This is a genomic window from Parashewanella sp. 2304DJ23-3, assembly GCF_056591695.1.
Genome location: NZ_JBWQOH010000009.1, coordinates 1 through 13162 on the forward strand (window position 1 = coordinate 1; position 13162 = coordinate 13162).

General features: G+C 38.7%; 7 protein-coding genes. 3 read left to right on the forward strand and 4 right to left on the reverse strand.

The window, feature by feature from the left end; translation table 11 throughout:
* Positions 1–80: 80 nt before the first annotated feature.
* The 3 genes from AC1EU2_RS14785 to AC1EU2_RS14795 all read right to left on the reverse strand — a co-directional run bounded on the left by AC1EU2_RS14785 (position 81) and on the right by AC1EU2_RS14795 (position 7679).
* On the reverse strand, positions 81–1463 hold the full coding sequence (locus AC1EU2_RS14785) for a hypothetical protein (protein ID WP_480299058.1): 1383 nt from the start codon (positions 1461–1463) through the stop codon (positions 81–83).
* Positions 1464–1603: 140 nt separating this feature from the next.
* Positions 1604–4390: a TonB-dependent receptor plug domain-containing protein gene (locus tag AC1EU2_RS14790; protein WP_480299059.1), complete on the reverse strand. Its 2787-nt coding sequence runs from the start codon at positions 4388–4390 to the stop codon at positions 1604–1606.
* A 625-nt stretch (positions 4391–5015) separates the two neighbouring features.
* Positions 5016–7679, reverse strand: coding sequence for a TonB-dependent receptor plug domain-containing protein (locus tag AC1EU2_RS14795; RefSeq protein ID WP_480299060.1), 2664 nt, complete (start codon positions 7677–7679; stop codon positions 5016–5018).
* 460 nt (positions 7680–8139) lie between these two features.
* Here AC1EU2_RS14795 and AC1EU2_RS14800 point away from each other — a divergent pair, with 460 nt between their 5' ends.
* The 3 genes from AC1EU2_RS14800 (at position 8140) to glnS (ending at position 12435) form a co-directional block, all read left to right on the forward strand.
* Positions 8140–8370 carry a FeoA family protein gene (locus tag AC1EU2_RS14800; RefSeq protein ID WP_480299061.1) on the forward strand — a complete coding sequence of 77 codons (231 nt, stop codon included), beginning with the start codon at positions 8140–8142 and terminating at the stop codon, positions 8368–8370.
* Positions 8367–10613, forward strand: coding sequence for a Fe(2+) transporter permease subunit FeoB (feoB, locus tag AC1EU2_RS14805; RefSeq protein WP_480299062.1), 2247 nt, complete (start codon positions 8367–8369; stop codon positions 10611–10613). The genes AC1EU2_RS14800 and feoB overlap by 4 nt, the downstream gene beginning before the upstream one ends.
* A gap of 148 nt (positions 10614–10761) precedes the next feature.
* Positions 10762–12435: a glutamine--tRNA ligase gene (gene glnS, locus AC1EU2_RS14810; RefSeq protein WP_480299063.1), complete on the forward strand. Its 1674-nt coding sequence runs from the start codon at positions 10762–10764 to the stop codon at positions 12433–12435.
* Between the two features lie 75 nt (positions 12436–12510).
* Here glnS and AC1EU2_RS14815 read toward each other — a convergent pair whose 3' ends face one another.
* Positions 12511–13116, reverse strand: a complete 606-nt coding sequence (locus AC1EU2_RS14815) for a Yip1 family protein (protein ID WP_480299064.1) — start codon at positions 13114–13116, stop codon at positions 12511–12513.
* Positions 13117–13162 lie beyond the last annotated feature (46 nt).

Consider the following 13162-nt stretch of genomic DNA (forward strand, 5'->3'; position numbering starts at 1 on the left):
AATCCCCTAGGGGATACCAATTTTTTTGGAATCTGTTTCAGATACCAAATTTTAAAAGCTGTTAAAAGTAACATTTCTTGTTACTTATCTAATTTTCTCAATTTGTACTCTTCAATTGTTTCACGTCCTTCTAACTGATCTTTATAAGTTAAGATAAATTCATTAGTAGCTTCGATTGTTGATGGTTGGTCGTCTTTATCTAGGTTAGCGATATGTGCTTCTATCATGCCTAAGTACTTTTCGAGTTCCAAAAAGTCTATGGTGTTACCTGACTCAGCTTTTAAGTTTGCATACTCTATTACGTCCCTGCCAGCATCTCTCAGAGCTTTGGCCTTGTCGATTTCGTTTAAACCTGCATTCCTCTGACTATCAATCTTTAAGCTGTCAGCATGTTTAAGTGCTGCGCCTTTATAATGTAAATTAAGAAGCCGAATATTTTTTTCATTGGCCATTACTGCCATAGACTCTAGCTCTCGTTGTTGATCATCAACAAATATTACTTCAGTGTTTGTTGGATCGATACCTAAATGTTTACAACATGTTAAATAGCGGCTCCCTTTGTCGTAAACAACGCAACCTTCATCTATTGTTTGAGATGGTAGATAAAGGTTTTCATTGAGGTATGTTGCTCCTTCATGTTCATATTTAACTTGACGAGAATTATTCCCACCCTTGCCAAAACCAGTGTATATAGTATGAATAGTATTAAATTGAGTCAGATCTAATTTACTTTGTTTTGCTTTTTCTTGAGTTTTCGGCATGCCGCTAGTGGTAATAGCGATAAACTGTGCATCTGGGAATTCTTTCTTAATTCTCAATATCTGATCATTAATATCGTTTTCAACCATTTCTACTTGGTAACTGTCTCCATGAACCACTTTTACATACAAAGTATCGTCGAGATCAAAAACGAAGACAGGGTTCTTTGTTTTGCAGAACTCCTTTGCTACAGGAGCAATTTGTGACGCACTAGTGATAGCTTTTTGCTCTATCTCTGCTTTTGGTGTGAGTGTCTTAGCATCTACCTTAGAAATTTCAGGGTTCCTTTCTGGTTTAATATCGTAAGAGGGGGAAACTCCTGCAGGTGTTGTTGAATGTAAGGTCGGTGTTAAACTTGGTGTTGTTTGAGGTGGATTTGATGATAAACCATGAGCTCTTCTTGCCTCTGTGACTTTTTCTGCAACATTTTTAAAGAGTGATTGATCTCTAAAAAAGCAACAAAAGAGGCTTTTAAAACGCCTAAGATGCTTATTAGCGTCAGCAACTACAACATCGTCATTCACCAACTTAACGGCATAACGGCGAGTTTTGTTACCGTTCGTGAACGTTACTTTTTGCCAAGCTCCATTAAAGCTGTTACATGTTTTTGAAAATGCGGATTTATCTTGATCGTCAACATCAATGACTTGGTTATTGTCAGTAAATGAAACTCTAAAGCTAGACGCTGAATTTACTTCACCCATAAGATAATTAGTGATTCGAAGCAATTTGTCGAATTATCGCAGAGTAAGATGAGAAGGGGAGTTAATTTTAGTTCATCAATGTTTTAGTTATAAAAAAGCCCCGCAAGAGTTGCGAGGCTTCATTCAATAGTCAGCTAATATTATAGCTTCACGTCATATTGTAAGTATACGAAACGACCGATGTTGTCGTAAGTACCTTGGTCGTAGAAAGGCCAATCATTAGGAGTACTAAATACTGGTTGCTTGTCGAACAAGTTACGAATACCAACTGACACTTTTTGTGTATCAGAGATATTGTAAGCAGTAGTTACGTCAAATTGGATATAAGAAGCAACGTCTTGTGCATCACCTAGGTCGTTGTTCTTTCTGTCTACATCATAGTGACCAACTAGATCACAGCTCTTGTTTGCTGTGTCGCGTGAGTCATAATCGTTGTAACCAGGAAGGAAACGTAAGTTGACAGAAGTCGTTAAATCACCACTTTCTAGCGCTACACCACCGTTGAAACGAATTTTACGGTAAGCGTCATCGGCAACCCAATCACATAAAGGCTGTACTGCTGAAGATTGTGTCTTAAAGCTTAAGAACTGCTCAGCACTTAGGTTTGCTCTCAATGTACCAAAGCTAAACTCACTTGCGTACTGAATATCGTAGTTGATACCAGTTGCACTTTGCTCAGTTAGGTTCTGTAGGTTTGATTGAACAAAAACATCTTTGTTTGCAGAATCATCTAAACGACCAGCTGCGTTACGTTTTACAAGATGTGTTAACTCACCTTTAGCTTCAGCATCTAAGATTTCTTGAATAGCTAAACTACCAATTACGTCTTCAATTTCTAGTGACCAATAGTCGATAGAGAAAGACAGTTCGTCAGTAACTTCATAAACAACACCAACGTTGAATGATTTAGATGTTTCAGGCTGTAGCTCAGGGTTACCACCACTCTTAGAGTTCAGTTCAACCTTCTTACAGTCTTCACCGCCGTTAGCAAGACATAGCTTAGTATCTACAGCTTTGTTCACACCAAAAGACTCAGCAGTATACAAATCATCTAGGTCAGGCATTTTGAAGCCAGTACCGTAAGATGCACGTAATAATAAAGTATCGATTGGACGATATGAAACTTTAGCTGAATAGGTGAACTCTGAAGCATCAGAAACACCCCAATCAGCAACATCGTAACGACCTGCTACGTTCAGCTCAAGGTTCTCAATAATAGGAAGAGATAGCTCTACATAAGCAGCTTTATTAGTCGCTTCACCACCACCATTTGAACCAGCACCACCGATAACATCACCATTGATTGATGCTGTATCAGCACGGTCACGGTATGTCTCTTTACGGTAATCTAAACCAGTTGCAATACCAACTTCACCACCAGGTAGTGAGAAATCAGTGAAACCAGAGAAGTTAAGAGACGAGAATAACATCTCGAACTCACCAGTTCTGTGGATTGAAGATTGAAGGTCTTTACAAACCTGTGCAAGTTCTTCAGAGCTACAATCGTTGATGATGAAAGGGTTTAAAGTACCATCTGCGAATTTCTTTTCAACATCAGCACGAAGCAATTGACCAGCATTACCAATTTGACGGTTTGTTAGGCGAGAGAAACCTAAATCAAAATCAGCAACCCACTCATCATTAATTGAGTATTCTGCGCCGATAACGGCTTCAAATGTTTCGTTTGTGTTATCTTTTTCACGGTTAGGGAAGTCAACATAACGACGACCTACATAAGCTTCAGCATTGCCATCTTTAAGCTCTTGAATTACAGCTTCAGCTGTCTCTGGGTCATCTTTGAAACGGTCATTACGAATAAAGTCGTATAGGTATGGGCTATCCGTTACTTCAACAGAACCAGGCGCTGGAGCGTTTGAAGTCAATGTGTAAGCACGTGTATAACGGAATTGGCCATCAAGAATTAAGTCATCAGATGCTTGGTGAGTGATCTGAGTGAAGAGTGATTGACGATCTGATTTTGGTTGTAGTTGGTACAGTGGAGCAAAATCATAATAACAACGACCGTTAGATGCATGGTTTTCAGTCGGGCAATCAGACCAAGGTGCATAACCATCATTTGCATCTGTAATTGGTGCTGCAGGAACGACATTGCCGTCAGCGTCCTTAATCACATTACCATTTGCGTCTTTCTTAGAAAGTGAACCTAGATAAAGTGAACCTGGGATCCCCCAAGTTGAGCGACCGTCACCACCTCGGTGGCCTTCGATTAAAGCAGTACGACCAAATTCACGATCTACAGCTTGAACAGGAGAACGATCAAAATGCTCAATGCTGAATAAGATGTTAGTTGTCTCGTTTGATGCACCAGCTACGATAGAGAGACTTTTCTCGTCTGCATCCATGTGCTCTACAGCTGCACCATAACGTGCTTTAATATCAACGCCTTCGAAATCTTTTTTGGTAATAATGTTAATTACACCAGCTACTGCATCAGAGCCATAAATAGCAGATGCGCCGTCAGGTAAAACATCAATACGTTGCACTGCTGAAATTGGTAGTTGGTTAACGTCAGTGAATACGCCGCCAGCAGAGTTCTTAGGCAGTCTTCGACCGTTAAGAAGAATTAGTGTGTATGACGAGCTAAAGCCTTTCAAACCAACACGTGATGCGCCAGCTGCTTGGCTTAATGTAGATGATTCATTGAATCCACCTGATGATGCAGTTGTACGAAGAAATTCTGCTACAGTAGAAAAACCCGTTTTTTCGATATCAGCGGCAGTAAATACAGCAACAGGGTTAGCTGTTTCCATATCAGTACGTTGAATACGAGAGCCTGTTACAGCAATACGTTCTACTTTTTCTGCACCTTCTTCTGCCATTGTAACAGTTGACGTCAATGCAGCTGAAGAAGCGCCAGCAAACAATGCTAAGCGTACAGCTTTAGTTAATACATCTTGAGCTTTCATTATATTACTCCCTATCAATCACTGTTTTAATGTGTGATTAATTTTTTATGTTTTTTATTTTTATTTATGAGAACTGCTTATTTATGAAAAAAGTTAAATAAGTTAATAAAACATAAATATTGTTCGCATAACCGGATATAAACATATAACTAATATGGCTTCAACTTTGTATATCTTATTAAACGTGGTTTTGAATATGTTAAAAATTAACAAATATATAAACAATCACTTGATAAAGTTAAATAAATGTTTAATAAAGTGCTTTTTATACATATTAATCATGTTTAATTAACATTTAATGATAATTAATATGTGTAAATGTTTTTAATATGTTTACTAATTGTTTTTTATTTGTTTTATTGAGTTGGGTGGGTAAAAAATCAAGAAATAAGATCGTTTGATGGTATTTTAAGCGATAATTTGGTTTTTATTAGGTAGAGTGAGCTATTGTTCACAATATAAATTTTTTGACTGTGGCAGTTGCTTCGCATTTATAAGAAAGAGATAACAGGAAACAAATTTCAAAGATTTAACAATATAAATTAATTTAACATTTATCATACAGAACAAAAAAGCGACCGAGCGGTCGCTTTTTTTAGTTAATAAATTATTTCGTCAAATAAAACTAAAACTTAACTTCAGTTTCTACGAACCACTCTCTACCACGTGCATTAAATAATGAACGGTCGTAATGTGGCCAACTTTTATATGTTGGGTCGAAGTTTGGTGCTTTATTAAATAAATTGATGACACCTGATTTAATGACTATGTCTTCACTTACATAATAAGTACCAGTTAAATTCCATTTTGTGTGTGATGCTGTTTCATATGGTGTATCAGGGCTGTATGAGATACCTCTATGGCGAGCCGTATGATATGCACCTAAGGTCGTTTGGAAATCTTCCAGCTTCCATGTGAATTGCACATTACCTTTATATTTTGGTAAACCACCCTCAGCGATGTCATCCAAAGCATCAGCAGTAGGATCAACTTGGCTTTGTGAGTCAATGAGGTAAGAGCCGTTAACTTTAATGTTTAGCTCACCGAGATCATTCAAATCGAAAGCATATCCGGCTTCTAAATCAAGACCTGTAACTTCTTGGAAGGCAAGGTTTCGCGCAGTCGAGTTGATATGAGTGATTTTGCCGTCTTCATCTCTAGTGATCATGAATTCATAATCTTCATATTCACGGGCCGCTTTACTCGCACTTACCGTACTAACAATGCCGTCAAGCTTCCACTTCCATAGGTCGACAGAAATATTAAGTTCGTCGTCGCTATAAACGGTACCAATATTAACTGAATAGCCTTTTTCTGCGTCTAAGTCTTTATTCGCACCTGTTGTTGAATCAATATGTAGTTCATTACATACTTCGCTGATTTCGTTGTTAGCACTTTTTTCACCTGGCGTGCCACCTAATTCCGCACAGCGCTTATAATCGATGACTTGGGTAAACCCTTCTGTTGGGTCACCATACACTCGTTGCATATCTGGTGCGCGGAACACCTTGTTATAAGAAGCACGCACCAATAACTCATCAGTTGGACGGTATTCAAAGTTGACTGAAGGCGTTAAGTTTCCACCAAAGTCACTGTATCTGTCGTAACGTAGTGCTAGATTCATGGTGAGTTCATCTAAAAGTGGCGCTTCTAGTTCGGAATAAACAGCCCAAAAACGACGCTTACCTTCACCCGATGAGCCACCTGAACCAACAACGTTACCTGAGCTTGATTCTGAATCTGAAGACGACTGATACTCCATTTCTGTCCACTCAGCACCTGCGGCAAAACCGACATCACCTGCAGGTAACTCAAATGCAAAACCCGAGATATTCACTTGGATGTTGGTTTGATTTGTTGATGCACGAATAATAGGGGAGTATTGCATATCAGATGCAGCACTTTCTGAGATTGGATCTAGTAGAGATTGGCCGTATTTACCTTCAGTAACGTAGTCAAATAGTTTTTGATACGTGGTATAACCTGAGTTGAATTGGTCAAGATCCGTTTTACCGTAATTTACGGAAGCGTCCCAACTGTACTCATCAGCTAACATACCTTCTAAGCCGAAACTACCAAAATAGTTTTGTGTATTCGTTTCTGTTTGTCTTTGACCAAGTTCATGCAAACGACGAATGTATGAGTATTCACCATTTTTAGCGTCAGCAAAATCACCACCTAGAGCAACGTTCTTTTGGCCTTTATACGTTTTAGTCAAACCATCAACATTAATGGTTAAGTCGTCGCCATCAACGATTACATCTACATCATTTGTAGCGCTAGGCTCGATATGAGTCGTTGACTTTGCTTTTGCGAAATCAATACGACCAACGAAGGAAGTGTCATCGTTTAATTCATAATTAAATGTTGTTGTGCTGATAAAACGATAATTTTTAGGGCCTAAATCTCTCTGTTTAGTTCGGTCATAGCCACAGCGAAGGTTTTCTTCGTCCCATAAAAACTCACCTGCTGTACATTCGTCAGCAGTAAGTTGGCGTTGACCACCTGTATTCTTGCCGCCAGCGATACGAGAACCGTATGAGCTGTAGCTTGAGTATTCACTGTATGGCACTTTATCCGTATCTAAACCAAAGTCAGCACGTTGAGTAGCCTTTAGTTGTTCTGAACTGCTAAATTCGATGAAGGAAGATAAGTTGCCTCTATCGTTACTAGAACCTAGAGATAAGGCAAACCTATCATTCATTCCGCCACCTTGAGTTGTGTCGCCATGACGATATTTTAGTGCAATACCTTCAAAATCTTTTTTTAAGATGATGTTTACTACACCACCTACAGCATCTGCGCCATAAATAGCCGAAGCACCTGATTTCAATACTTCAATGCGAGCAACTGCTTCCATTGGTAAATTAGCAGTATCAACAAAGTTGCTGGTACCACCGAGTGCCTTTGGATACTGATTTAAGCGCTTACCATTAATTAAGGTTAGTGTTCTGTTTGCGCCTGCACCACGCAAGCTAATTGCAGAAGCAGCTGGGGTGAAACCATGTACAGACTGGGTGGTAATAGCACCAGTTGTTGAGCTAAGATTTTCAAGAGCGTCTTGAACGTTTGTAAATCCTTGCTTAGAAAGATCTTCAGCAGAGATTGAAGTGATTGGGTTGGCAGTTTCAAGATCCGTTCGTTTAATTCTTGAACCAGTTACCTGAATACGTTCTACCTTCTCACCTTCTTCTGCTGCAAAAGCATTAGTGGCTGTGACAGACGCAGAAGCAGCGCCTGCGAACATAGCAAGACGAACAGCTTTGGCTAATACACCTCTAGCTTGCATTGATTTCTCCCGGAAAATTATTGTGTTTTAGATATTGAAACTATTTGGCGTATATTCACCAATAAGTTAATTTTGAAATGGTTAAGTTTTTAAGGTTATAAAACTGAGAAATAAATACATCAAGGATGTTAATTCTGTTGTGTGATCTAAATTACAAATAAAAGGCTAAATCATGCTTGATTGGTGAAATAACCTACTGTGTTATTTAGTGTTGTACTGCATTTAGGGAGAAAACTTTAGATAAAGTTTGAACAGTTTCTTAACTAAAATCGTTAATTTTGATTCATTTTATTTCTTGTTATTTATTAATTTCATTATTTATCACATAATAGCAATCGTAATTGAAAATTATTATCGTTAACGATTAGGCTGGAACTTGATCCAGTTAAAAGTAAACACAAATCGCAATAGGTAAACTTGCCTGTTGTTCTGATTAAACCTGTGACAAGGCAATAAATAAATGAAGTTGAGCGAACTCAACCCCGGTGACAACGTTACTGTCGCAAGAGTCGGGGATGATGAAATGCCCCAATCTATAAAACGTAAGTTGTTATCAATGGGTATTACACCTTTGACAAAAATTCTTATGGTCAGACGTGCACCAATGGGAAGTGGCTTAGAAGTTGAAGTCAGAGGTAGTCGTTTGTGTTTGCGTGCAGAGTTAGCTAATGCGATTGAGGTGACTAAATGAGTAAGCAGTACAATTGCGTTACCGTCGGTAACCCTAATGCTGGAAAATCTACTTTATTTAATGCATTAACAGGTGCAAATCAACATGTCGGTAATTGGTCTGGTGTCACTGTTGAGAAGAAAACAGGGCGCTTTGAGCTTGATGATTTAAAAATTAATCTTACCGATCTTCCAGGTATTTATGATCTTACCGCAGCGAATGAAAGTTGCGATTGCTCAATTGATGAAAAGATTGCACAAGAATTCCTAGCGGATACTACTGTTGATTGTATTATCAACCTTGTTGATGCCAGCAATATAGAACGGCACTTATTTCTTACAACTCAACTTTTAGAGTTTGGTGAGCCCGTTATTGTCTTACTCAACAAGTACGATGTAGCATTAAAAAGAAATATTGATATAAATACTGATGAGCTAAGCACGAGACTTGGCTGCCCTGTTATAGCCGTTTGCTCTAAAAATGAAAAAGACATTGCTAAAGTTAAAGCCATCATTGCTGATACTTTAGAGAACAGTTCTAAAGAAATCACCTCATCAATTAAATATGATGAAATTGTTGAAAGAGAGATAGCTCAACAACTTGAGAATGGTGCTGCTACTCGAGGCCATGCACTTACACTCATCACTAAAAAGCAAGATTGCCATTCTTCAGTTTTATCTTCTGGCGGGCAAGATCTTGAAACTTTCATTGCAAGCGCTCGTTATCAGTTTATAGATGAAGTAATTTCAAAATCGGTTAGATCTCAAAAGGTGGTTACCTTTACTGATAAGTTTGACAAGTTTGCGTTACATCCAATTCTAGGAATTCCTGTTTTCTTATTCATGATGTACTTGATGTTCATGTTAAGTATTAACGTGGGCAGTGCTTTTATTGACTTCTTTGATATTTCAGCGGGTGCATTATTTGTCGATCACTTTGGCGCGCTTCTTTCTAATTTCGGCACGCCTACTTGGTTAGTAACCATATTAGCTGGCGGTGTGGGCCAAGGTATCCAAACCGTTGCTACCTTTATTCCTGTTATTGCAGCCTTGTTTCTTGTGCTCTCTTTACTTGAAAGTTCTGGTTATATGGCTCGTGCGGCATTTGTCGTCGACGGACTAATGAGCAAAATTGGATTGCCGGGTAAAGCATTCGTGCCAATGATTGTTGGTTTCGGCTGTAATGTACCTGCAATTATGGCTACTCGCACACTCGGAAACGAACGTGAACGTATAGTGACAGGTATGATGGCACCGTTTATGTCTTGTGGCGCTCGTTTGTCTGTTTATGCATTGTTTGCAGCCGCATTCTTTCCTCATTCGGGTCAGAATATGGTGTTCCTCTTGTATCTCATTGGTATTCTTGCTGCTGTAGGTACTGGTTTATTATTGCGTGTCACTGTTTTACCTGGTGAAAGTAGCACAGCTGTTATGGAGCTTCCTGACTACGAAATGCCTAAATTTATGCCTGTAATGCGAAGAACTTGGCAGAGAACAAAGAGCTTTTTATTTGGTGCAGGTAAAACGATAGTAATCGTAGTGACTATTTTGAACTTTATTAACGCAATTGGTGTTGATGGTTCATTTGGTAATGAAGATACCAGTAATTCAGTATTAAGTGTTGCCAGCCAAAAAGTCACGCCAGTGTTTGAACCACTAGGCTTGAAAGAAGATAATTGGCAAGCGACAGTTGGTATTATTACTGGCGTATTTGCTAAAGAAGTGGTTGTTGGTACTTTGAATAACTTATACAGCCCTTCAGCAAGTGATGATCAATTAACACCGTTGAGTGAAAGCTTTACAGAAGCCGCTAAAACCATTCCTGCAAATTTATTTGGGATTAAGTTTGAAGATCCATTGTCAATGGATGTGGGTGATGTAACTGATTTAAATAAAGCTGCAGAAGAGCAAGAAGTTGATACAACAACTTATGCGGCGATCCAAAAAGGGTTTGGGTCAGAAGCTGCGGCGTTCTCGTACCTACTCTTTATCTTACTTTATACACCTTGTGTAGCTGCGCTTGGTGCCTTAGTCAGCGAATTTGGGGCTAAATGGGCAAGATTTGCTGCATTTTGGACGTTAGGTTTAGCTTACGGTAGTGCAACCATTTGTTATCAGTTATTGACGATTAAAGAGCATCCAATTCAATCCGTGGCTTGGGTTGTCTTCTTCATAGTTGCACTGTACGTCTTTTATTTATGGCTAAAAAAGAAGGGCAAAAAAGCCCAACAGATAATTCCAAATGTCAGAATTGTCGCAGAATAATCTAAAATTTATTCGATATTTGAAAAAAGCGACCATATGGTCGCTTTTTTTATCAAAGATTTTAAAAAGGGGCATTGTATCTACAGCTGAACTGTAGGATCATGCGATGTTATTTAGTCTCAATTTATAGTTCGCAAAGAGGAATTTCATGGACCATGTGGACACCGAAGTACGTCCGAGTAACTTCATTCGTAATATCATAGATAATGATCTTGATAGCGGTAAGCACAGTCAAGTTCATACGCGTTTCCCACCAGAACCAAATGGTTTCTTGCATATCGGTCATGCAAAATCTATTTGCTTAAACTTTGGTATCGCTAAAGACTACCAGGGAAAATGTAACTTACGTTTTGATGATACTAACCCTGAAAAAGAAGACATCGATTATGTAAATTCGATTCAGGAAGACGTGAAATGGTTAGGTTTCCAATGGGAAGGCGATATTCGTTATTCTTCAAATTACTTTGACCAGTTACATGATTATGCTGTTGAGTTAATAAATAAAGGCTTAGCGTACGTTTGCTTTTTAAATGCGGATGAAACACGAGAGTATCGTGGTACGTTAAAAGAACCTGGAAAAAACAGTCCTTATAGAGATACTACGCCTGAAGAAAATTTAGCGTTATTTGAAAAAATGCGTAAAGGCGAATTTAAAGAAGGCGAGTGTGCATTACGTGCAAAGATCGATATGGCATCATCTTTCATGTGTATGCGAGATCCAATTATTTATCGAGTGCGCTTTGTTGAACATCATCAAACGGGTGATAAATGGTGCATTTATCCAATGTACGATTTTACACATTGTATTTCGGATGCACTTGAAAACATTACTCACTCTTTATGTACACTAGAATTTCAAGATAACCGCCGTGTTTATGATTGGATTTTAGATCATTTAGACGATTTCAATAAACCAAGTCGTACACATCAATACGAATTTTCACGTTTAAATATTGAATACACTTTGATGTCTAAACGAAAGTTAAATGATTTGGTTGAGCGTAATTTTGTATCTGGCTGGGATGATCCTCGCATGCCAACGATTGCAGGCTTACGTCGACGTGGTTATACACCGGGTTCAATTCGTGAGTTTTGTGAAAGAATTGGCGTAACTAAGATGGAAAACTTAGTTGAAGTTGGTATGCTCAACGCCTGTATTCGTGATGACTTAAATGAAAATGCACCGCGTGCAATGGCAGTGTTAGAACCGATTAAGGTTATCATCGAAAACTACGATGAAGCACAAGTTGAAATGCTGAATGCGCCTGTACATCCTAACAAAGAAGAATTAGGTGTCCGTGAATTACCATTTGGTCGTGAGCTTTATATCGATGCAGCTGACTTTCGTGAAGAAGCCAACAAAAAGTACAAACGCTTGGTGCTTGATAAAGAAGTCCGCCTGCGTAATGCTTATGTGATTAAAGCTGAACGTTGTGACAAAGACGTAGATGGAAACGTAACGACCGTTTACTGTACTTATGATCCTGAAACACTGGGTAAAAATCCAGCTGATGGTCGTAAAGTGAAAGGTGTTATTCATTGGGTTGAAGCAACTCATGCTAAACCAGCTGAATTCCGTGTTTACGACAGTCTTTTTACAGATGCGAATCCTGCTGCAGCAGAATCGATTGATGACATCATCAACCCTGATTCACTAGTCATTAAGCAAGGTGTCGTTGAGCCGAGCCTAGTTAGTGCTGAAGTTGAAAAGGCTTATCAGTTTGAACGTGAAGGTTATTACTGTGCTGATAATAAAGACTCATCAGCAGATAATTTAGTATTTAACTTAACCGTAGCATTAAGAGACACTTTTGCAGGTTAGATTTAGACTCAGTTAATATTAAAAATGCCAGTCAATGGACTGGCATTTTTGTCACTAAATTACTTTCAATTAGAGCTAAAAATTGGCTATTTCAGGCCCAAAACCATTACTCCATAAAATTACACTCGCTGCCATTAATGCAACAAGTAAGCAAAGGCCGCAAGTTACTACCGAGCTTGCATAGATAAAACCTTTTTCTTCGGGAATATTCATGATGATAGGTACGCCTGTATACAGTAAGTAAACTGAATAAGTAATTCCGACCAGAGCCACCACCATCATAAACCAAAGCTCAGGATAGAGTGCTGAAAGACCAACCATAAATAATGGTGTTGCAGTGTAAGAAGCGAGTTCTAGGGTTTGCGTAAAACTAGGCTTGGCATCAAATGTTCTTGCCATCCAAAATGCAAGATAAGCAAGTGCGAATACACCTGCAATTAAACCAAAATACATACCGACGGACATCAATACTGCGCTTTGATCGGTTAAGAATAATTTATCACCGTCAACTGCTGGGTTCCAACCAATATGAGCGGCTCCAATATAGGCACAGATCGCAGGTATCAATGCGACGAAGATTACATGACTTAAGCTACTCGTGAGTGACTCATGGTTTTGTTCAATAGTGTGCCACTCTTTTTTCGGGTGAGTGTATAAACCCATGAGGTGGTTCAAGATCATTATAATTATCCTTTTTCATTATTCACTGATTTCCGGTGCCAATGTT